The sequence below is a fragment of the Streptomyces sp. NPDC004284 genome, from assembly GCF_042874035.1.
GTDB lineage: Bacteria > Actinomycetota > Actinomycetes > Streptomycetales > Streptomycetaceae > Streptomyces.
In genome coordinates, this window is the sequence record NZ_JBIAMJ010000008.1 from 264027 (window position 1) to 284634 (window position 20608).

Annotated in this window: 18 protein-coding genes and 2 pseudogenes; 11 read left to right on the forward strand and 9 right to left on the reverse strand. The window is 70.4% G+C overall.

The window, feature by feature from the left end:
- Positions 1-5: 5 nt before the first annotated feature.
- Together ACFYUS_RS22670 and ACFYUS_RS22675 are read right to left on the reverse strand one after the other, a co-directional pair.
- Entirely contained in the window at positions 6-662 is a 657-nt protein-coding gene (locus ACFYUS_RS22670; RefSeq protein ID WP_388854799.1) for a CatB-related O-acetyltransferase, read from the reverse strand.
- Positions 663-832: 170 nt separating this feature from the next.
- Entirely contained in the window at positions 833-2305 is a 1473-nt protein-coding gene (locus ACFYUS_RS22675; protein ID WP_388854802.1) for an MFS transporter, read from the reverse strand.
- Between the two features lie 152 nt (positions 2306-2457).
- On the opposite strand from ACFYUS_RS22675, the gene ACFYUS_RS22680 reads away from it, so the two are divergent.
- The gene (locus ACFYUS_RS22680) at positions 2458-3024 is read left to right on the forward strand and encodes a TetR/AcrR family transcriptional regulator (RefSeq protein ID WP_388854805.1); all 567 of its coding nucleotides are present in this window, start codon (positions 2458-2460) and stop codon (positions 3022-3024) included.
- Positions 3025-3239: 215 nt separating this feature from the next.
- Here the strand turns inward: ACFYUS_RS22680 and ACFYUS_RS22685 are convergent, their stop codons facing one another.
- Entirely contained in the window at positions 3240-3713 is a 474-nt protein-coding gene (locus ACFYUS_RS22685) for a diadenosine tetraphosphate hydrolase (RefSeq protein WP_388854808.1), read from the reverse strand.
- A 212-nt stretch (positions 3714-3925) separates the two neighbouring features.
- Entirely contained in the window at positions 3926-4360 is a 435-nt protein-coding gene (locus ACFYUS_RS22690; RefSeq protein WP_388854811.1) for a barstar family protein, read from the reverse strand.
- 690 nt (positions 4361-5050) lie between these two features.
- On the opposite strand from ACFYUS_RS22690, the gene ACFYUS_RS22695 reads away from it, so the two are divergent.
- From ACFYUS_RS22695 to ACFYUS_RS22715, 5 genes are all read left to right on the forward strand, one after another.
- Positions 5051-5239: a hypothetical protein gene (locus ACFYUS_RS22695; protein WP_388854815.1), complete on the forward strand. Its 189-nt coding sequence runs from the start codon at positions 5051-5053 to the stop codon at positions 5237-5239.
- Between the two features lie 1021 nt (positions 5240-6260).
- Positions 6261-9302, forward strand: coding sequence for an alpha/beta fold hydrolase (locus ACFYUS_RS22700; protein WP_388854817.1), 3042 nt, complete (start codon positions 6261-6263; stop codon positions 9300-9302).
- 119 nt (positions 9303-9421) lie between these two features.
- Positions 9422-9613: a hypothetical protein gene (locus ACFYUS_RS22705; RefSeq protein WP_388854820.1), complete on the forward strand. Its 192-nt coding sequence runs from the start codon at positions 9422-9424 to the stop codon at positions 9611-9613.
- Between the two features lie 45 nt (positions 9614-9658).
- Entirely contained in the window at positions 9659-10489 is an 831-nt protein-coding gene (locus ACFYUS_RS22710) for a proline hydroxylase (protein ID WP_388854823.1), read from the forward strand.
- Positions 10490-10587: 98 nt separating this feature from the next.
- Positions 10588-11427, forward strand: coding sequence for a PhzF family phenazine biosynthesis protein (locus ACFYUS_RS22715; RefSeq protein WP_388854826.1), 840 nt, complete (start codon positions 10588-10590; stop codon positions 11425-11427).
- A gap of 65 nt (positions 11428-11492) precedes the next feature.
- Here the strand turns inward: ACFYUS_RS22715 and ACFYUS_RS22720 are convergent, their stop codons facing one another.
- A complete protein-coding gene (locus ACFYUS_RS22720) occupies positions 11493-11969 on the reverse strand; it encodes a RidA family protein (RefSeq protein ID WP_388854829.1) in 477 nt (158 codons plus the stop codon).
- Between the two features lie 266 nt (positions 11970-12235).
- On the opposite strand from ACFYUS_RS22720, the gene ACFYUS_RS22725 reads away from it, so the two are divergent.
- Together ACFYUS_RS22725 and ACFYUS_RS22730 are read left to right on the forward strand one after the other, a co-directional pair.
- On the forward strand, positions 12236-12565 hold the full coding sequence (locus ACFYUS_RS22725) for a metalloregulator ArsR/SmtB family transcription factor (RefSeq protein ID WP_388854831.1): 330 nt from the start codon (positions 12236-12238) through the stop codon (positions 12563-12565).
- Entirely contained in the window at positions 12562-13308 is a 747-nt protein-coding gene (locus ACFYUS_RS22730; RefSeq protein ID WP_388854834.1) for a DUF2071 domain-containing protein, read from the forward strand. Before ACFYUS_RS22725 ends, ACFYUS_RS22730 begins: the two co-directional genes overlap by 4 nt.
- Positions 13309-13949: 641 nt before the next feature.
- On the opposite strand, the gene ACFYUS_RS22735 is transcribed toward ACFYUS_RS22730, so the two are convergent.
- From ACFYUS_RS22735 to ACFYUS_RS22750, 4 genes and pseudogenes are all read right to left on the reverse strand, one after another.
- Entirely contained in the window at positions 13950-14657 is a 708-nt protein-coding gene (locus ACFYUS_RS22735; protein ID WP_388854836.1) for an NADPH-dependent F420 reductase, read from the reverse strand.
- A 373-nt stretch (positions 14658-15030) separates the two neighbouring features.
- Positions 15031-15483, reverse strand: coding sequence for a hypothetical protein (locus tag ACFYUS_RS22740; RefSeq protein ID WP_388854839.1), 453 nt, complete (start codon positions 15481-15483; stop codon positions 15031-15033).
- On the reverse strand, positions 15480-15959 hold the full coding sequence (locus tag ACFYUS_RS22745; RefSeq protein ID WP_388854842.1) for a restriction endonuclease fold toxin-2 domain-containing protein: 480 nt from the start codon (positions 15957-15959) through the stop codon (positions 15480-15482). The genes ACFYUS_RS22740 and ACFYUS_RS22745 overlap by 4 nt, the downstream gene beginning before the upstream one ends.
- 99 nt (positions 15960-16058) lie before the next feature.
- Positions 16059-16207 (reverse strand): annotated as a pseudogene (locus tag ACFYUS_RS22750) (IS5/IS1182 family transposase); the annotation flags it as partial.
- Positions 16208-16367: 160 nt separating this feature from the next.
- Here ACFYUS_RS22750 and ACFYUS_RS22755 point away from each other — a divergent pair.
- The 3 genes and pseudogenes from ACFYUS_RS22755 to ACFYUS_RS22765 all read left to right on the forward strand — a co-directional run bounded on the left by ACFYUS_RS22755 (position 16368) and on the right by ACFYUS_RS22765 (position 19916).
- Positions 16368-17165, forward strand: a complete 798-nt coding sequence (locus ACFYUS_RS22755; protein WP_388854845.1) for a hypothetical protein — start codon at positions 16368-16370, stop codon at positions 17163-17165.
- Positions 17166-17331: 166 nt separating this feature from the next.
- Positions 17332-17891: pseudogene (locus ACFYUS_RS22760) on the forward strand (transposase family protein); the annotation flags it as partial.
- Positions 17892-18062: 171 nt separating this feature from the next.
- A complete protein-coding gene (locus ACFYUS_RS22765; protein WP_388854848.1) occupies positions 18063-19916 on the forward strand; it encodes an N-acetylmuramoyl-L-alanine amidase in 1854 nt (617 codons plus the stop codon).
- The last annotated feature ends 692 nt before the right edge of the window (positions 19917-20608 follow it).

Consider the following 20608-nt stretch of genomic DNA (forward strand, 5'->3'; position numbering starts at 1 on the left):
ATGACTCAAAGGGACTTGTCCAATCCGTGCTCGGTGGAGAGGAGTTCGATGTCGGCCGGGGTTCCGGCCATGATGGTGCGGGCGTGCTCGGTGACCAGCTCGACGGGCCAGTCCCACCACGCGGCGCGCCGCAGTCGCTCGACGTCGGTGTCGTCGAAGCGCTGCCGGATCGGCCTGGCCGGGTTGCCGCCGACGATCGTGTACGGCGGGACGTCGGCGGTGACCACCGCTCCGGCCGCGATGATGGCGCCGTCGCCGATCCGTACGCCGGGCATGACGGTCGCCCGGTGGCCGAACCAGACGTCGTTGCCGACGACCGTGTCGCCGCGGCTGGGCATGGAGGTGACGATGTCCAGGGTCTGCTCGGTCCACCGGCCGCCGAACATGGTGAACGGGTAGGTGGACACCCCCGTCGTCGGATGCTCGGCGCCGGCCATCAGGAAGGTGGTCTCCGAGGCGATCGCGCAGTACTTCCCGATGACGAGACGCTTCGGACCGTAGGCGTACAGGACGTTGCGGCGCTCGAAGTCCGTGGCGCCGTCCGGGTCGTCGTAGTACGTGTAATCGCCCACGTCGATGTTCGGCGAGGTGACCAGTGGTCTGAGGAACACCACGCGCTCATGGGCGGGCAACGGGTGGACGGTGGTCGGGTCGGGCGACAAGGTGCGCGCTCCTTTGCCGGGGCAGGGTTCGGATTCGACTGGGCGTGCAGTTCGTTCCTCCTCACCCTCGATGCCGGTGGCGGTGAAGGTGAGGGTCAGGCCGGAGGCGTGCCGGTCCCGCTGGGGTGTGACCCGGATGCGGCAGAAACGGGCCATGGGATGATCTTGGTCTAGTTCGGGCTGCTCGCGGCCGCCTTGTTCGAGGTGGTGACCGCATCCGGATCGGTGGAGCGTCGCGGGGCCGCGGAGCCTTCCGCGGGCTTGGACCTCGCCAGCCACAGGCCGGTGAACACGGCGGCGGCCAAGGTGACGGCGCCTGCCGCGACGAAGGCGCTGTCGAGGCCGGTCTCGAAGGAAGCGCCACCGGATTGCCGGGTGCGGACGACGGCTCCGAGTGCTGCCACGCCGAGCACCGCGCCGATCTGCCGGGTGGTGCTGCTGATGCCTGATGCGAGGCCGCCTTCCTGGGGGCTGACTGCTTGGATGGCGGCTCCCGTCAGTGGGGACATGGTCAGGGCGAAGCCGATGCCGACGACTCCCAGCCGCCACCACACGTTTCCGTAGCCGGTGTCGGCGTGCACCATGCCGAGCGCGAGGAGGCCCAGGCCGGCCAGGGCCAGGCCGGTGGTGACCACGATGCGGAAGCCGTACCGGGCGGCGAGCCGGCCGGCGTACGGGCCGACGATCACCATGGCGAGGGAGAGGGGAAGGGTCTGCAGGCCGGCACGCAGGATCGAGCTGCCCTGGACGTACACGAAGAACTGGGAGAAGAAGAACGACGAGCCCATGAGCGCGAACCCCACCACGATCATGGCGGTGTTGGACACGGTGAACAGCCGCTGCCGGAACAGCCGCAGCGGCAGCATCGGTGCGGAGCGACGGGCTTCGACGGCGACGAAGGCGGCGAGGAGGATCGCCGCGGCGGCGAGGCTTCCCAGGATCACCGGCGACGTCCAGCCGCGGGCGCCACCCTCGATCAGTCCGTAGGTCAGCGCCCCCACCCCCAGAACGGACAGCACCGTCCCCGGGACGTCGATCGCGGGGGCGCTCGGATTGCGGGCCTCTTCGAGGCTGCGCAGACCGACCAGCAGAAGGACCACGCCGATGGGCAGATTGACCAGGAAGATGGCGGGCCAGCCGAAGGCGTCTGTCAGCACGCCGCCGGCCACGGGGCCTGCGGCCAGACCGATTCCGCTGAGTCCGGCCCACAGTCCGATCGCCTTGATCCGTTCTTGCGGTACGGGGTAGGCGGCGGCGAGCAGGGCCAGCGAGGCAGGGCTCAGCGCCGCGGCCCCGATGCCCTGCAGCACCCGGCCGACGACCAGCCAGCCGAGCGAGGGCGCGAGGCTGCACAGCACCGACGCGGCGGTGAACACCGCCACGCCGGTCAGGTACACCCGCTTGCGGCCGAACCGGTCGGCGAAGATACCGCCGGACAGCAACAGCATGGCGACCAGCAGTACGTACGCGTCGACGATCCATTGCAGACCGGTCAACTGGGTGTGCAGCCGGTGCTGCATATCGGGCAGCGCCGCTCCGACGATCGTGTTGTCGAGCAGGACCATGAATGGGCCCAGGCAGGTCACCGCGAGCAGCACGGCCCGGTTCGATCGACTGCCTAAGCCCGCATGCGATACAGCCATGAGGATTCCTCTCCATCGTCAGCCGCGCCCCGCCGCGGTCGACGCGGGCGGCGGTACACCTGAACGCTCTAACGCAGTCGTCGACTGCGTTAGGAGACTGTAGGGAGGGTTGTCTCGTAAACGCAAGTGATAGCTGCGTTAAGGTGGAGGGCATGAACGAGCGACAGCCAGCCCGGAGGCCCGGCGGGCGCAGCGCCCGCGTCGGCGCGCAGGTGCACCAGGCCGTCACCGACCTGATCGGTGAGCGCGGCTACGGCAACTTCACCGTCGGCGAGGTCGCAGCCCGCGCAGGCGTGGCCGACAGCAGCATCTACCGCCGGTGGGGCAACCTGGAAACCCTGCTCACCGACGTGGTGCTCACCCGTCTCAACGCGCAGTCGCCGATGCCCGACACCGGCAGCCTCGCCGGCGACCTGCGCACTTACGCGGCCCAAGTGGCCCGCGAGATCACCGGACCCGACGGTCCGGCAGTGCTGCACCTGGCCGTCGCCCTGTCGAGCAGCGGTCAGCAGGGCCAGCAGGCCGGCGCCGACCTCCGTGCCGAACGCACCCGGCAACTGCAGTCCATGCTCGATCGCGCCCGCGAACGCGGCGAGCACGCACCCGACGCGTTCGACGTGCTGGACCACATCCTGGCCCCGATGTACATCCGCGTCCTGTTCGGCATGATCCCGCTCACCCCGGACTACATCGACGGGCTGGTCGGCCGCTTGTTGTGACCTCGACCCGGCTCCCGCGATCGGCCCTCGGACGCGGTGCCAGGGCTCCGTGAGGAGGGCACTCCGGGTACTTCGCAGCGCGGCCCACGTGGTGGACGCGGTTCTTCGGCCTCTGGCGATCCGCCCACCCAGAGACTCCGCCGCCCTCCGCTGTCCCCCCGCTCGCGCAGGGATGGTCCGATCACCCCGGACCGATCGGTACCGCCTGGGCGCGGTCAGGCGCGTAACCGGTCCAGTTCGCTGGTGATCGCTTTCCGGAGCGCGTCGTGCCGGGGGCCCAGCCTGAATTGTTCGTCGCTCCACCGGTCGCGTGGGTAGAGCCAGACCGGAGCGCACGCGGCATCGGCCGGCTCCCACCCGAACCTCGGCCACACATGGGCGTGGAGGAACGGATCCTTGTTCCCGAGGATCTCCAGGTTGACCCGCAGGAAAGCCGGGTCCATGCGCCGGCAGGCGCGCTCGACCGCCTCGCCGAGCTGGTCCATGTCGGACAGGAACGACAGCCGCCGCCTGCGCGGCAGGTCGGAAAGCCGCTGCACACCTGGCTCGTCCACGAGGAGAACCGAGTATCCCGGCAGGAACTGCACGTCGCCGATCACCGCGAACCCTGCTGTCAGCCGTCGTAATACGGTCGGGTTCTCGCCCTTCAGGGCCGCCCCGATCCGGTCCCTCCGCCATCCATCGGTCATGAGCCGAACCTACGACGCCGGCGGAGGATCGACCGGCCGCGCTTCCTTCGACCTCGGCCGGCCCGGAAGGACGGGTGCGCTAGGGGGGCGGCTCTGTTCATGAGCACGGGCAGCGTCACACCAGCCATGCCGTCGCCGTGACCTCTTCAGCCGGCTCTGGAGGCCAGGCGGCGACCGCTTCACGGAGTGACGGGGGTGGGTGAGGCGGTCGCTCAGCCCTTCGCCGACACGGTTTCTCCATCGCTCGGGGCCGGAGCGATGGAGACCGAGACCTGGGTCGGCCTTCCGCAGGTATGTCGGGCTTCGGCGAGGGTCGTGACCAGGTCGCGGAGGGTGTCCAGCGCGATCCGGAAATCGCCCTCGGCGTCCGCGACGGGCCGGGCGTCGGGCCAGACGATGACCACGCGGGGAGAGTCCAGCTCATGAAGCCCGCTCCAGACCGAATCCGAGAGGGCGTCCCACACCATGTGGGGCCCGAGCGGCGGGTCCAGGGGAAGCGCCTCCTGCACCGCCCTGAAGAACGCCTCCTTGTCGGTCCGCCCGGCGGTGGAGAGCGTGAACGCGGGAATGCCCTGTCGGGCGGCCTCGTCGAGTATCCCGGCGATGTCCGCGCCGGAAACCTCGTGGAAGCCCCTGCCGATCACCATGTTCAGGACTGTACCCCGGTGCGTCTTTCCGGTTCGGATCGCTCCCGCTGATCAGCGGGAGGTCGGATTCGGATTCGGATTCTGGCTCAACTTTTGTGTGCGCCGTGAGGCGCTGTTGGTTCGAGTGGAGGCAGAGAGCTGTGTTAATTCGCTTTCGCAGTAGTCAGGTTGAAGCTGGTGCAGCTTGATCCGGGTGATGCCCGGCATTCGTTCTGAACCCGACCGGCCTCGTCACGGTTGCCTGAGCACCCGGAGGAACCCGCCGCCAGGAGCCGGTCATGTCTTGCGCTGACCAACCCGCACCGCCGACCGCCACGGTTGCCTCGTAGGCGACCGACCCCGACCCCGACCCCGACCCCGACCCCAACCCCGATCCCGTACGCGGGATGCTCGCGGCCGCGGCCGCCGTCGCCGACCACTACGGCTGGACCGACCACCACGGCTGGACCGTCCCGACGACGGCACCGTCTTCGACGACTGCCTGCTGACCCAGCCTCCGCAGTCCCGTCCCGGCCGGGACCGAATCCGCACTCTCGCCGAACAGCCCCGCATCAGCGGCATCGCCGTCCCCCGGACGGGCCGGCTTCACCTGGCAGGAGTGGCAGGCCGAGCGTCGGTTCCTCCGCCGCCACGGGATCTGCCTCGCCTCCGGCGCCTCGATGCTCGACATCATCCTGACGGGGCGATGAGATGGCGTACGGCAGCGTCGTCCACGACCCCACTGCCAAGCACGGCAAGGACCTCCCGCTCGCCCGCGAAACCCACGAGCGGCTTGCCGCCACGGTCCCGGCCTGGACGCAGGGCGATGGAACCGTCCAGCGGCAGGCCGAAACATCGACCAGGCCGCCCTTCAGCTTCCCGGCTGCACCCGGCTCCTGATCGACGAGATCGTCTAGGAACTCGCCCGCCTGCCCCTGGACCCCGAGACACTCGACCGCGCCGAGGTGAGGCGCACGTCCAGTGCTCCCGGCAGCCGAGTGTCCGCACGACGGTCTGCGGGCAGCAAGGAGGTCGCGATGCCGTCGCGGCGGGCGATGAGCACGCCCGGCGGTGGCGGCTGAGGGTGTCGGTGCCGACGAGGTGGAAGACGTCGGCCTCGTCCGAGGCCGCGAGCTTCCACAGGCCGACCGCGGGATCGGCGGCATGGACGGGGCAGCGGATGCCGTCCGTGAACAAGGCCCCCTCCTGCTCGTCGGCGGCCGGCTCGTGCACCGCCCGTTTGCGTTCGGATCCTCACCGCGGTCCGTGCCCACGCGGACGCATGCGCACGGACCACTCCATCATTTCGGCACCCCGGGCACGTCCTCAGCGGCGCGCGCCGGAACGTGGCCGGACGTCCTCTGGTGGGCAGCCGTCCTCGGTCGGCAACGGCACCGCGCCGGCCGGCAGCGTCGCGGCCTCGTCCCGGTGCCACTGGGCCGCGAGCGGGCCTTCGGGCACCGCGTCCGGCAGCGGATCGGCGTCGGCGGTGGGCAGTCTGTGCAGCGGTACGGCTCCGACCTCAGGGTCCTGCGGGCGCCGGAGGGCCCGCGGCCCTCCGGGAATGAGTACCGGCGCCCGTCCGCCTGAGTACCCCGCACGGTGCACGGCGCCCCGCGCCTCTGGTGGACTGCCGTCATGGACACGCAGACCCCGCGCCGCGCCCCCCTGCGCACCATCACCGCCACGCGGCTGGCGCGACCCCCTGTTCCATATGCACCTGCGCGGCTGCGGGGGCCGGGAGCCGGCGACGGTCGGGGGTGCGTGGGGGGTACTTCGTGAGCAGGAGGGGTGGCAGAGGGTCGCGTTGTCTCGTTGTGGCCCCATCAGTCGCCCCTCGTGCATCATTGACACGGCAACCGTTTCATCTGCGATCGAACTGACTCCATTTCAGCATCCCTTCTGATTGCGGAGGTTCGCGATGGCTTCCACGCGCGTCGACCTCGTTCTGGTGCACGGGCTGTTCTCCTCCGGGAAGGTGTGGCAGGCGTTCGAGGCGCTCATCGCGGACGACCCGGAACTCGCCGGCTGGGTGAGCGTCCACACCTTTCAGTACGACTCCCCTTTCGTCCGGCTGCGGCCCGACCGCCGGGTCGCCGAGACCGACGACGTCGCCGACCAGCTGGGCACGTTCCTGGAGACGGAGCTCGCCGACGCCGAACGGATCGTCCTGGTCACGCACAGCCAGGGCGGGCTGGTCGTGCAGCGGTTCCTGGCCCGGAAGCTGTGGAACGGGGAGGGCCGGGAGCTCACCCGGATCAAGCACTTCACCATGTTCGCCTGCCCCAACACCGGATCCGGGTTCTTCCTCACCGTCCGCAAGGCCCTGCCGCTGTGGCGCAACCCGCAGGAGCGGCAGCTGCGCCCCTTCGACCGCGCGGTGACCGAGGCGCAGCGGACCGTGCTCAGCTCGGTGGTGCACGCCCGCGGGTACTCGGACCAGGAGTGCCCGATCCCCGTGCTGGCCTACGGGGGCACCGCGGACGAGGTCGTACCGCCGGTCGTGGCCCGGGGCGCTTTCCCCAAGGGCGGGGTGGTCACCGCCGACCACTTCAGCATCGTCCAGCCCGCCGACCGGAAGGCCGCCGCCTACCAGGCCGTCCAGCGCGCCCTGATCAAGGTGGCCGAGGAGGCCCGGCGGGAACAGGGGGAGCAGGCGGCGCGGGAGGCGGACGGGCCCGGCCAGGACGAAGCCGTCGCCCCCGGTGCCCCCGCCCGGTCCATCGGCGAACACGGGGAGGTCCCTGGTCGGGGCGCCGGATCCGCCCCGGAATCCAGGGCGCTGGACGTTCCGCGTCCCCGGCCCGGCCTCGCCGTTCCCCCGACACCACTGCTCCCGGACTTCGTGGCCTTCCCTCCGCCGCCGTTCGGGCAGCTCGCCGACGGGCAGCTGAAGGGCAAGGACCGGCTGGCTCTGGTCGCGGACCTGCTGTCCGAGGAGGCACGGCAGCACGTCCATGTCGTGGCCGGACTCGGCGGTTCCGGAAAGAGCCGGATCGCCCTGGAGGCCGCGGACCGGGCCCGGCGGGCCGGATACCGGGTCTGGTGGGTGTCGACCCCCGAACTCAACCTGCGCATGCGGATGATCGCCCGGGACCTGGGCGCCTCGTCGATCACCGTGGAACGGGCCTGGCTCGTCGGCACGGCCATGGACCTCGTCTGGACCCTGCTCGACGACTGCCCCGACCCGTGGCTGCTGATCTTCGACAACGCCGACGATCCGGAGCGGCTCGGCCCGCCCGACGGACCGGTGTCCCGGGGCACCGGCTGGCTGCGCACGCCGAAGAACGCCAACGGGACGGTGCTCGTCACCAGCCGGGTGCGCAGCCGGAACGCCTGGGGCGACGCAGGCCGCATCCACCAGGTCCTGCCGCTCGACGAGAACGACGGCGCCTCCATGCTGCTCGAACGCACCGCGGGCCTCGGCGGGACCAACGAGGACGCCCGCCGGCTCTCCCGGCAGCTCGGCGGGCTCCCGCTCGCCCTCCGCCAGGCGGCCGACGTGATCAAGGCCGTCCACGACAGCCGGATCCGGCTGGACAGCGACATCAGGGACTTCGAGACCTTCCGCCGCGTCGTGGAGCCGGGCGCCGGCACCGCCCTCGGCCAGGACGGGCCCCAGCTCGGCGAGCTCCTGGGCCGGGAGATCGTGGAGAAGGTCTGCGGCATCGGCATGGACCTGCTCACCCAGCACGACCTTCCGCAGGCCCCGACACTGCTGAAGGTGTTCGCCTGCCTGAGCATCGCCCCCATCCCGTACCGCCACCTGCTCTCCGGACCCGCCCTCGCGCAGTCCCCGCTCTTCCCCGGTGCCGTCGGCTCGCTGAGCCCGGCCCTGAAGGGCCTCGAAGAACTCGGCCTGGTGGACGCCTATGAACGCGAGGACGTGCCGGACCCCGATCTGGCCGGCCTGCTCACCCTGCACCCCGTCGTGCACGGCGTCCTGCGCGAGGACGCGGAGGTCCGTGAGAGGCCCGCCGACTACCACGGCCTGGCCCTGCGCATGCTGCTCGCGGCCACGGACTCGCGGAACCCGGACCACCCGGCCAACTGGCCCCTCTGGGCCGCGCTCTCCCCGCACGCCCTCGAGGTCGCGCGGACCTGCCTGCTCGGTGATCTCCAGCTGAACGACCGCACCGTACGCACCGACGCCCTCGAACTCGCCCGGCTGACCGCCCGCTACCTCATCGCCGCCGGACTCCTCAGCCCCGCGTCCGCCCTGGTGGTTCCGCTGATCGACCACTGCGCCTCGTACGGCTTCCACCGCGACGACCGCGAGATCCTGGGTCTGCGCCACGAACAGGGCCGCATCCACCTCGACCGGGAGCAGCTCGGCCAGGCGGAGGAGGTCCTCACCCTGGTCGTGGCGGCGCGCACGGCGATCCTCGGGGAGGACCACGCCGACACCCTCGCCAGCCGGCACAAGCTGGCCCGCGCCATCAACGAGCAGGAGGGACGCGAGGGCGAGGCGGAGGTCCTGCTGCGCTCCATCGTCGAGGCGGAGAACCAGGTCCGCGGACCCGAGCACTACGACACCCTCGTGGTACGCCACACCCTGGCCCGGACGATGCACGCCCTCGGGAACCACCGCGAGGCCGAGGCGGAGGCCCGGGAGATCCTCGCCATCAGCCGCCGCGACCACTGGCCGCCGGCCACCCCCGAAACCCTCCGGGTCCGGGAGACCCTGACGTACGCGCTGTTCGCCCAGGGCCGTGCGGAGGAGGCCGAGGAGGTCATCGGCGGAGCCCTGCGCGACGCCTCCCAGGCGCAGGACTCCAACCTCGTGATGCGGCTGCGCTACACGCACGCCCTGGTGCGCCTGGGCATGCTCGGGCGTACCCCCGAAGCGGTGAACACACTGCGGGCGCTGGAGCGCGACCTGGAGCGGGTGGTGCCCTCCGATCATCCTTTGTTGCTCCAGGTCAGGGCGCTGCTCGACCGGTTGAGGGAGATGCCCTCCTGAAACCTCCACGTCGCGGCGAATGCCGGGAAACCGCACCGGCCCCGGCGGGCTTGCGCGTAGCCTGACCGTGCCTCACCCTGTGTGACGCGTCCCTTGCTGAAACGTTCGGAGGTCCGCCGATGACTTCTCACCCCGCCGACTCCTATGACGACGAGTCCCCGACCTGGGGGGCGCCGGGAAGCGAGCTGGAGGAGATGCAGGCCGAGTTCGGCCGGCAGGTCGCGATGGAGGCCCTGGAAGCCGGACGCCAGGCACTCGAACTCGACGCGAAGACCGCGTTCCGCACCACCAGCGGAGCACATCCCGGATAGGCGCCACCGTTTTCCGTTGTCTTTCAGACTGCCGGGGGCCGACGAATGACCACAGGGAACTTCACGCGGGACCTGCCGTCCACAGCGTTGCACGATCCGTTCTTCCGCGTCGCCAGCGCGTCCGCCTTCACCCGCGAGCTGCTCACCGGTCTCGCCGCCGGCCGGTACGCGGCCGTCCGCGTGCCCGGGTTCCTGCCCGCGGAGCGGTGCGCGGAGGTGCTCGCGGCCCTGGAGGAACGGGCCTTCGACTCGTACGGCAGCGCCCGCGTCCAGCCGCGGGTGATGCGGTTCGGCGTCGGCATCAGCGACCACATGGCGGACGGCGGGGTCGCCGACAGCTACTGGACGGCGCTGGAGCGCCATCGCGAGGCCTGGCAGGGCCTCGGCCTCTCCGTCGACCCCTTCGCCCTCTGCCGCGAGGGGCTCGGCGCCCACTGGCCGGGCGGTGTGGAGGTCGGCCGGAGGGGCGGGCGCGAGCTCGGTGCCGGGGTGGCCAGGGAGCCGAACCAGGGCTTCCGGGTGCACTTCGACGACTCGCTGCGCGAGTACGAGGACGACCTCCTCGACACGCCTCTGATCGGCCAGTTCGCCTTCAACCTCTATCTCAGCGTGCCGCCTTCGGGCGGTGAGACGGTCCTGTGGCGGCACCGCTGGCAGCCCGAGGACGAGACCTACCGGCTGCCCGCCTCGTACGGCTACGACGAGGCGGTCGTGCGGGACGCCGAGTCACTGGAGATCACCCCGAAGGTCGGCGAAGCCCTGCTCATCGACCCCCGCTACTTCCACGCGGTACGCCCGAGCCGGGGCGCCCGTAGAATCGCACTGGGATTCGCGGTGGGCGTCGCGGCGACCGGGCAGCTGCTCACCTGGGCCTGAAAACCCCTTCGACCGGCTGCTTCCGAACGGCTGATCGCCAAAGGCCTTCCGACACAAGGGCTTTGACGCTCGCGTGACGGAGCGGATACGTTCGGGCGATGGACATCCTGCGTTACGTGGCCTTCAGCACCGACCCGCTCGGCGGGAACCCGGCGGGTGTGGTGCTCGACGCCGCGGGCATCGACGAGGCGACCATGGCCGCCACCGCGGCGGAGGTCGGCTACTCGGAGACGGCGTTCGCCGTCCCGCGCGCCGACGGGGCGCTCGACATCCGCTACTTCAGCCCGCAGACCGAGGTTCCGTTCTGCGGCCATGCCACCATCGCCACCGCCGTCGCCCACGCGCACCGGCACGGCGTCGGCGAACTGCTCCTGCACACCAAGGCCGGACCGGTCCCGGTGACCACCTCGGCCCGCCCGGACGGCACCGTCGTCGCCACCCTGGTCAGCGTCGCCCCGCGCACCGAGGCGATCGGAGACGCGGACCTGGCCGAGCTCCTCGCCGCCCTGCGCTGGTCCGTGTCCGACCTCGATCCCGCCCTGCCGCCCCGGGCCGCCTACGCCGGCGCCTGGCACCCGGTGATCGCCGCCGCCACCCGGTCCCGGCTGAGCGACCTCGCCTACGACATGGCGGCGCTGGGCTCCCTGATGGCACGACGCGACTGGGTCACGATCGCCCTCGTCCATCGCGAGTCGGACACCGTCTTCCACGTCCGCAACCCCTTCCCGCCCGGCGGAGTCGTCGAGGACCCCGCGACGGGCGCCGCTGCCGCCGCGCTCGGGGGCTACCTCCGCGCCCTCGGACTCGTGGACACGCCCGCCGTCCTGACAGTGCACCAGGGTGCGGACATGGGCCGTCCGAGCCTCCTCACCGTGGGCGTCCCGGCGGACGGGTCGAGCGGCATCGAGGTGACGGGCACCGCCGTCCCCATCGGCTGACGGAGCCGGGGGAGGGGACGCGACGGAAGGGCGGTGTGCCGGAGGGCGGTACGCCGCCCTTCACGTCACACGGCGACGTCCTCCGCGGCCTCGAGCACGATCTCGATCTCGACGGGGGCGTCCAGCGGCAGCACAGCCATGCCGACGACACTGCGCGCGTGCCGGCCGGCGTCCCCGAAGACGTCGATCAGCAACTCGCTCGCCCCGTCGACCACCGTCGGCTGCCCCAGGAAACCGGGGGCTGAGGACACGTATCCGACCACCTTCACCACCCCCGTCACCGCCTCCAGAGGCACCACCGAGTCGGCCGCCGCCAAGGCCGCCAGCGCGCACTGGCGGCTCAGCTCCTTCGCCGACTCCGGCGACACCTCCGCCCCGACCCGCCCGGTCGCCGTCAACTCCCCGTCGGTCAGCGGGATCTGGCCCGCGATGAAGACCAGACGTCCGCTGCGCACCGCGGGCACGTAGGCCCCCTTCGGGGCGCTCGCCCCCGGCAGCGTCAGACCGAGCTCGGCGAGTCGCTCGCGGATGTTCCTGCCCATGACCCCTCCTGGTGGGTGGTGACGCCCGATCGTCCCACCGCACCGCTCCCCGGGGGACGGCCTCGCCGGTTGTGCGTACGGCAGCGGCACGCTTCTGCTAGACGAGCCGTTCCGGATGCTGACGATGTGTTCGGCGTGAGTGCTTCGCCCGGCCGGTGAGGGCGCCACTCGGGGAGTGCGGGCGTGATGACCGGCGGGTGGCGCGGGCGGAAGGGGCTTGGCCTGCCACCTTGTTAGGTGCTTAGCGAATCTGCTAAATATGGGCCATGGCAGGTTTCCATGACGAGGCGGGGGCCTTTCGCGCCCTCGCCGATCCGACCAGGCGTCAGATCCTCGAAGACCTTCGAGGCGGTGAACTCGCGGCCGGTGAGATCGCGAGCAGGTTTCCCATCAGCGCGCCGTCCGTCTCCCGGCACCTCGGCGTGCTCAAGAGTGCGGGATTGATCACCGAACGCCGGGACGGCAACCGGATCCTTTACACACTGGTCGCCGATCGCCTGGCGAACTCCGTCGGGCGGTTCCTCAGCGCCGTGTGCCCCGAGCAGATAGTGATGCGTCACAACCGCCGCCCCGCGGCGGGGAACGAGGAGTCATGAGGCAACCACGCCTGTCCAGCGTCGTGGAACGGCGGCTGCTGGTGAACTATCGGGTCGCCCCGGACGCCGCGGCACGTCTGCTCCCCGGCCCGCTGCGCCCGCAACTGGTGCGCGGCCACGCCGTCGCGGGTATCTGCCTGCTGCGCGTCGGCACGGTGCGGCCCACGTGGGCACCCGGAGCGCTGGGCCTGCGAAGCGAGAACGCGGCGCACCGGATCGCCGTCGAATGGGACGGACCCGACGGTGTGGAGAGCGGCGTCTACATCCCACGCCGCGACACCGCGTCACGCATCGTCGCCTGGGCCGGCGGGCGCATGTTCCCCGGCGAACACGGCCTCGCCGACTTCGACGTCCACGAAGCACCCGACCGGATGCGCATCGCGCTGGCCACGCGGGACGGCCACACCCGGGTGGACGTCACCGTCGAGCCGGCCGACGAACTGCGAGGCAGCAGCCTCTTCACCGATCTCGCCGAGGCCTCCCGCTTCTTCGAAGACGGCGCAAGGGGCTTCTCGGTCACCCCGTCCGGCCGCTCCCTGGACGGCGTGCAACTCCACACCGACGCCTGGCACGTGGAACCCGTCCAGGTCCACGCCGCCACGTCCTCCTTCTTCGACGACCCGGACCGCTTCCCACCCGGGACCGCGACCCTGGACAGCGCCTTGGTGATGCGGGACGTCCCCGTCGACTGGCGGCCCCTCGCCGCCATGGACGTCAAGGCAGGCACTCAACTCGCCTGCTGAATCAGTCACATCGGGCACACGGGCAGGGTGTCCAGGATCGTTGTGCGACGGACGGCCTGGACGCCCTGCTGACCGCGCTGTACGTGAAGCTCGATGACGAGATCGGAGGCGCCCGGTGGCTGGGCCGACCGCCGAGGTCGACAGATTCCGAGCCGGTCACCCTCGCCGTCGCGCAGGCGGCGCTGCTGGGTTTCACCTCGGAGTCGGGATGGCCGCGGTTTGTGGCTTCCCGTCTGGGGACGATGTTCCCGCACGCACCCCAAGCAGCCGGTCTGGCACAAGCCGCTGCGGGCCGCGTTGCCGCTGGCCAAGAAGCCGAGAGGTCGACCTGGCCTTGCGGGGTGCCGAGTTGCTGCGTCCGTTGTCCAAGCACGAGAAGAAAAGCAAGGGCGAGAGCCTCCCGAAGGGGTACGGCAGCCGATCGAGTCGCTCAACGGCAGCCTCAAAGGCCGGCTCGACCTGGAACAACACGGAGGCCGGACCTTCGAGGGCGCCGCCCAGCGCATCCTCGCGATGGTCGCCGCCATCTGGCACAACCACAAGTCCCGCCGACCGGTCACACGATCACTGATCGCCTACGACCACTGATCATTCGGAATGACTCGTCTAGGACCCGTCGGGAGGCCCGTCCCGGCCGTCGGTCAGCCGCGGAACGCCTCCGGGCGCTCCGGCGACGCCTCCGCCAGGGCGCGCTCGACCGCCTCCACGCCGCCGCGCAGACCGTACACCGGGGTGTCGGGCTGCTGGCGCCAGGAGGCGTCGATGCCGCCCGCGTCGACCGTGTCGAAGCCGAGCTCGTCGATGAGTTCGCGGACCGCCTTCTTCGCCTGCTCGTCGTCGCCGGCGACCGGCAGGGCGATGCGCTCGGGGTCGCCGGCCGGGCGGTGGCGGTCGAGGATGTCCTGCGCGTAGGTGCCGTTGAAGGCCTTGACCACCGGGTGGCCCAGGTGGCGTTCGGTCCAGCGGCTCTCGGTCAGGCCCTCGTCCTCGATGGCCGCGATGCGCCCGTCGCGCTCGCGCGGGTAGTAGTTGCCCGTGTCGATCACGGCGAAGCCCTCGGCGGCGCCCTCGAAGAGCCCGGTGGCCGGGAGGTCCGGGATGGCCTTCAGCGGGATCGTGACGACGACGATCCGAGCGTCCCGTGCGGCTTCCGTGACCGGCACGGGAATGGCGCCGGTCTCCTCGGCAAGGGCGGTGAGCGTCTGCGGGCCCCGGGAGTTGGCGACGGACACCTCGTGCCCGAGGGCGGTGAGACGACGGGTGAGGTTGCCGCCGATGTTGCCTGCCCCGATGATGCCGATCCTCATGGCAGTCCCTCCTTGTGAACGGATGGCGCGGTGCGCCGTCATGCCAGTCCGCAACGGGGCCACCCCCACCCGCTATTCCCCGCCATGGACGCGGGAACTCTCCGTGTCCCGAGCGCGAGACCGCCCGTCCCACCCGGCGCCGGGAGCCGCACGCTCGCAGCGTGCAGACTTCCGACACTGTCGCGCTCTCCGGTGGCGTTCGGCGAGATGCTTCGGCCGGGGGCGTGGTGGCACAAGGATTCATGGCACCTGACCTGCTATTTTGCGGGCCCGCTTTATGCGTGGTGTGGGCGTTGCGGGCGATGTCTTGACGCTGAGGCGACGCTCGTGACGCTCTTTCTGGTGGTGCGTCAGGCTTGAGAGTCGGCCACACCCGACGAACACCGTGCACCGCCCTACTCTCTGGTGGAGTGAGTCAGGCCCCGTCCACGACCGAGAGGTGGTGGCGGAGTTCGTCGGCCACTCGTGCCATGTCGCCGTTGGCGGGGAGGCGCCAGTCCGTCTCGATACCCCGCTCCACGGCCGGCTCGCTGCTGAAGCGGACGAGGCCGGGGGCGGGCAGGTAGGTGTCGCGCAGCCAGAGCAGGAAGGGGGCCGCTTCACCTGCCGTGGTATCGGCCAGCATCACGCAGTCCCGGCCGTGGACGGTGGCGGTGCCGTCGTACTCGGTGCCGTCGTCGGCGCCCACCCAGAAGGCGAGATAGGGCTCGCCCTGGTGCGTGTGGTCCTGGCGGACCTTGTAGCGGGCCTCGGGGAACGATTCCCGCAGGACTTCGCCCAGGCCGGCCAGGTCGAGGCCCCAGGCGTGCGGCTCCCGCTCCGGGGCGTAGAACAGGAACGTGGTCCGGTCGCCGTCATCGTGCGTCATGGGAGGTGTCCTTCCTGGGGCGGGTCATTCACGTACCGAGCGATGCCGGGGAGCTGCTGGAAGACCATGAGCGTCGGCCGGTACGCCGCGGCTTCCTTGGTGTTGGTGACGATTCCCAATCCCCGGATCTGTCGGTGCTCGTTCATTGCCTGCCGGTACTTCTCGAGCGCGCTCTCGAAGGTGGACGGGCGGCGCCAGGTGTTCTTCCTGCAGTCGTTGCCGGCGTCCTGTACGTACTTGGCATCCGCCATCATTCCGTCCGCCGGACGCATGCCGTCTGCGCCGATGGCGGACTTCTCGTAGTCCTTGGGCAGGGGGATGACGCGCTCGGGGTAGCCGACGATACGCAATTGGTGGACGTTCTCAGGGGGCGCGGGATCCGACTTGCCACCGAAGCGGGCCAGCTCCAGGCTGTTCACCCAGGCGACGAACTCCTTGCGTTCCTCCTTCTCGGCCGAGCCCAGGGCATGTCCCACCTCTCCCAGCCGGCGGGTCCACAGGTCATCCGGAATGGCGTCGAGGAAGCTCCCCTTGTGGACGATGACCCGGCTGGGCCGGCCGCCAGCGAGCGTTTTTCAGCGGTGCCGCTCCAGGGTGAGGACGGCTTTGGTGAGGACGGTCATGCGGTTGGGGCTGATGCGGGATCCGCGGAAGATCTGCCATGACTTGGCCGTGTCATGCCGCGTTCGACCGGTGCCCGTACCGCGGCCAAGGCTTCGTTCGCGCACGACCGCTCATCGATGCATGCTCACCAGGAGGACGAGCCCCGCTGAAATGACGCGCCCCGGCCACGCTCACCCTGCCGGGTCTGCGAATGTCTCCGCTCAGGGGGCTATTTTGCGGAGCGATTCCGTCCGGGCCATCCCTGGTGCCACGATCGGCCCGTGGACGATTACACGAGTGATCGGCGTGGCGTCGGGGGGCGGGTCCTGGACAAGGACGGGGTTCTGGCGCGCCGTTGGATGGAGCCGTTGCCGCAGACCGTGCTTCCGGCGATGAACAGCATGCTGCCGGCCGTTCGCTTCTGGGCGGGGCTGGCGATCATGACGGTGGTCAAGGTCCCGCTGGCCTTCCAGTACCAGGTGCACGCGCTGACGTGGGCGGCGGACGCCGGACTGCGTCTCCTTGCGGCGCCCGTGGCCTTGGCCCTGTCCGCGCTTGTCGTTGTGACGGTCTATCTCACGCTCGTTCGCCACCAGATCCACGGCGAACTGCTTTCCCGCCTGTGGGGTCCACTGACCGCGTTCATCGCGTTCTTCGGGCACCTGCTGGTCGTGTGCGCGCTCTGGGTCGGACTGGCCGTCTTCATCACCGGCCACATCAAGGTGGACGGCTTTCCCGTGGCGCTGGGCACGGTGCTGTTCATCGCCGCAGCGGTACTCGCGATCTATGCCACAGCCCGCATGGTCGGCTTCTTCATTCACGCCATACCGGCCATCCACCGATACATGTTCCGCACGATGGAGATCCACCCCGCCCTGCCGGCCCTGATCACCATCGGATATGTCTGGGAGATGGCCGCGCAGGACTTGCTGCTCCCCCTCATGCAATGGCCGGACGTCTCACCGCTGCTCCCTCTTGGCGGGGCCGCAACAACAACCCTGATTGCCCTGTGGGAAATCCACCGGCTGCGCGCTCTCCACAGTGTTCGGATCGGCGTCCTACCGCCGCCACCCCGCTGACGCCGGCACGGTGCTGTGCACGACTGACCATGAGCGATGAGCGAGCGTTCTCGGTGTGGCCGCTGATCGGGTGAGGCTGACGAGACCGAAGTGAGGGCCGCAACGGACAAGGCTCTCGTGCCGTCGGTGGAGGTGTTCGAAGTGTCAACCCAGCGGCACAGGAGTCATGTCGGTTCATTGTCCTGCCGCACTCGACCTCCTACATGCCTTGGTCGAGTGGGTCACGATGCTCATCGTCACCCATGAGGGTGGCCGACGGTGCAAGCTTCCGCCGCACCAGCGGGAGCTCGTCGCTCTGGTGTACCTGCGTCGCCACGACACCCTCACCCGGATCGCGGCCGGCTTCGGGGCATCGGTCGGCACCGTCCACGCCCACGTCACCGCAGTGACTGGTCTGCTCGTCGACCGGGTACCGGGCCTGCTCAAGACTCTGCGCGAGCATGATCCGGAGTTCGTCCTCCTGTCGAGGCTGTCGCCGAATGCGACCGCGTCGGCGACAGCCGGGCCGACTGCTCGGCCAAGCACCGCACCCACCGCGTCATCCGGATCTGCCGGCGTCAGGGCATCCCGATCCTCGCCGACCGTGCCCACCAGGGAGCCGGCCTGCGAGGCACCACCGGACTCAAACGCCCGCCGGGCAGTGAACTCGTCCTCACTCGGCGCACTGACAACCGAGCCCTGGCCGCGGTACGGGCACCGGTCGAAACGCGCGGGATCGCTGCTCTGGTCTGGTGACGGGGGTGCGTCTGTTCGGCGTGTCGGTGGGATCGGGAGGGTCCCGTCCAAAGGATTGTGGCGGCCGCGCCATCGGCCTTGACCGAACGACGACCGCCATAGAGAAATGGACATGGTGTGACCAGAAGACGCAGGCGGCACCGGGGTTTCGGTGCTGCGGGAGTGGCGGTAGCCCTGGTCTGGGGATGCGCCACCGCTGGGAATGCCCGGCCCTTCGACGCGACGCCCGGAGGCTTCGAGCGGGCGGCCGAGCAAGCGGCAGCGGAATTCGGTGTGCCGAAGGAAGTGCTTCTCGGCGTCAGCTACGAGTCCTCGTGGTGGGAGGCCAATGACGGACGCCCCAGCACCAAGGGGGGATACGGTCCGATGCACCTGACGGACACGACGTCCGGGGGAGCGTACGACCATCGTCCGGGCGAAGGGCCGGTGGACGCCACGGGCACCGACGACCCGTCCGAGCACACGTTGCAGGCCGCCGCCACGATGATCGGCGTCGCGCCCCGCACTCTCAAGCGGGACGAACTGCAGAACCTTCGAGGCGGCGCCGCACTGCTCGCTTCGTACCAGCGGCAGATCACCCGTGAGATGCCGCTCGACCCAGGTGGCTGGTACGGGGCTGTGGCGCACTACAGCCAGGCCTCCGACACCACCGCGGCCGGACGGTTCGCCGACGGGGTGTTCGAAGCGATCCGCAGCGGCAGGCAGAGGGTGCGCAAGGACGGCCAGAGGGTGTCCTTGCCGAAGACGCCGTCCGTCCGTCCGACGAGGTCACAGCTCGCGTCCCTGGGGCTGCGGACGTCGGCCGCGGCGGCAGTGCCGGAGTGCCCCAGCGAGCTGAACTGCCGGTTCGTTCCCGCTGCTGCCTCGAACTACCAGGTGTCCGCGCGAAACTCGAACGGCATGGACGTCGACTTCATCGTCATCCATGACCTCGAAGGGTCCTATGACGGGGGAGTCAGCTGGTTCCAGGATCCCGTCAGCGGGGTTTCCGCGCATTACGTGATGAAGGCCGACGGCAGTGAGGCGACCCAGATGGTTGCCACCAAGGACGTCGCATTCCACGCCGGTAACTACTGGACCAACCTGCACGGCATCGGTATCGAACTGGAGGGATACGCCGCCCAGGGACCCACCTGGTTCACTCCGGCCCAGTACAAGGCGACTGCCGCGCTGGTGCTCTACCTGGCACGGCGCTTCGACGTCCCACTGGACCGCAAGCACATCATCGGACACGACAACGTCCTCCCGCCGAGGCCGGCCCGCGCGCCGGACGCACACTGGGACCCCGGCCCCTACTGGGACTGGGAGAAGTTCATGGCTCTCCTCGACGCCGATCACCGCCTGGCGCGCGCGGCCGGGGGAGCGGATACGGGCGGGGACATCGCGATCGGACAGGCGGTCACGATCGCCCCGACGTACGGCAAGAACCCGCAGACGGTGACGGTGTGCGCCCCGACGTGCCGGACCCAGACACAGCCTTCGAACTTCCTCTACGTCCGTACGGAGCCCCGCGACGACGCCCCGCTCGTCTCCGACCTTGCCCTCCATCCGGACGGTTCGGCGGGAACCGACCACATCGACGACTGGGGATCCACCGCGGTGTGGGGGCAGGAATTCGTGGTCGCCGATGTGCGAGGCGACTGGACGGCCATCTGGTTCGGCGGGCAGAAGGGATGGATCCACAACCCGGCGGGCGTGAACACCCGCCTCGCCCCGAACGCGCGGATCGTTCGTCCCGCGAGCGGGGTGGAGTCGGTCTCCCTCTACACAACGGCCTACCCTCGCGCCGACGAGTACCCCCAAGGGGTGCCTGCCTCGGAACAGACGCGGTTCAACGTGTACACGTTCCCTCAAGGACAGGCGTACGTGGCCGCTCGCACACCGGTGGACGCCGACGACTTCTTCCCCGCCACTCCCACGCGCCGGGAGGTTGTGGTCACCGGTGACCAGAAGTACGACGTGATCCAGTACAACCGACGCCTGGCCATGGTGAACACCGCGGAGACAGGCCGATAACCCCGGAGCGGACCCGCGGCTCAGGAACGGGCGACGGCAGAACCGCGGCAGCACGACCCTGACGTCCCACCGAGTACGGCGCCAGACGCCGTGGTGCAGGGGCCTGGCCGGCTCACCGGGCTGGATCCGGCCGGGGAGCCACGCGGTGACGAGTTCCGGGCGATCCGACGCCCGGCCGGGCCCACACTTCGGGCATGTCATCGTGGTCGATCACGAAGAGAGCCTCTGCGACGACCTCGTGGCCGATTCCCCCACCGATCTCGGCCCGGGCCGCTTGCGGAACGATCGCCGCGACGGCCGCGGAGACAAGCCGCCGCACGAACGCTGCGGACTGCGCTGCTACGAAGCCCGTCGGCGCTCGCCAGCACTCCGGGTCGTCCGCATGCGGACGACCCGGAGCCCACGACTGCCGACGTCGCGCGACTCGCCCGCGACCTGGAAGCCGAGGTGCGCCGCCGCGTAGCCGAGGACCCCCGGCTGTCACCGGCCGACGCGGTGCGGCTGCCGAGCGGCCCCGCGGCCGGCGTCCGCGAGATCGCGATGCGAAGCCCGCGGCTGCCGTCCCGAGTCCTTCCAGGATTGCTGCACGATCCCGACACGGCACGCGTAGCCATCGCCGATCCAGCCAGCCCGGTGCCCGTCCTGCACCGCATCCTGGACGCGGCGGCGGCAGCCGTGGCGGCCCGCCGTGG

Excerpts from the sequence above, each read along its gene's own strand:
- ACFYUS_RS22715 (WP_388854826.1), top strand. The coding sequence starts at position 10,588 with ATGGACATCCTGCGTTACGTGGCCTTCAGCACCGACCCGCTCGGCGGG.
- ACFYUS_RS22705 (WP_388854820.1), top strand. The coding sequence starts at position 9,422 with ATGACTTCTCACCCCGCCGACTCCTATGACGACGAGTCCCCGACCTGG.
- ACFYUS_RS22675 (WP_388854802.1), bottom strand. The coding sequence starts at position 2,305 with ATGGCTGTATCGCATGCGGGCTTAGGCAGTCGATCGAACCGGGCCGTG.
- ACFYUS_RS22725 (WP_388854831.1), top strand. The coding sequence starts at position 12,236 with ATGGCAGGTTTCCATGACGAGGCGGGGGCCTTTCGCGCCCTCGCCGAT.
- ACFYUS_RS22730 (WP_388854834.1), top strand. The coding sequence starts at position 12,562 with ATGAGGCAACCACGCCTGTCCAGCGTCGTGGAACGGCGGCTGCTGGTG.
- ACFYUS_RS22695 (WP_388854815.1), top strand. The coding sequence starts at position 5,051 with ATGGCGTACGGCAGCGTCGTCCACGACCCCACTGCCAAGCACGGCAAG.
- ACFYUS_RS22720 (WP_388854829.1), bottom strand. The coding sequence starts at position 11,969 with ATGGGCAGGAACATCCGCGAGCGACTCGCCGAGCTCGGTCTGACGCTG.
- ACFYUS_RS22680 (WP_388854805.1), top strand. The coding sequence starts at position 2,458 with ATGAACGAGCGACAGCCAGCCCGGAGGCCCGGCGGGCGCAGCGCCCGC.
- ACFYUS_RS22710 (WP_388854823.1), top strand. The coding sequence starts at position 9,659 with ATGACCACAGGGAACTTCACGCGGGACCTGCCGTCCACAGCGTTGCAC.
- ACFYUS_RS22685 (WP_388854808.1), bottom strand. The coding sequence starts at position 3,713 with ATGACCGATGGATGGCGGAGGGACCGGATCGGGGCGGCCCTGAAGGGC.
- ACFYUS_RS22735 (WP_388854836.1), bottom strand. The coding sequence starts at position 14,657 with ATGACGGCGCACCGCGCCATCCGTTCACAAGGAGGGACTGCCATGAGG.
- ACFYUS_RS22700 (WP_388854817.1), top strand. The coding sequence starts at position 6,261 with ATGGCTTCCACGCGCGTCGACCTCGTTCTGGTGCACGGGCTGTTCTCC.
- ACFYUS_RS22740 (WP_388854839.1), bottom strand. The coding sequence starts at position 15,483 with ATGACGCACGATGACGGCGACCGGACCACGTTCCTGTTCTACGCCCCG.
- ACFYUS_RS22690 (WP_388854811.1), bottom strand. The coding sequence starts at position 4,360 with ATGGTGATCGGCAGGGGCTTCCACGAGGTTTCCGGCGCGGACATCGCC.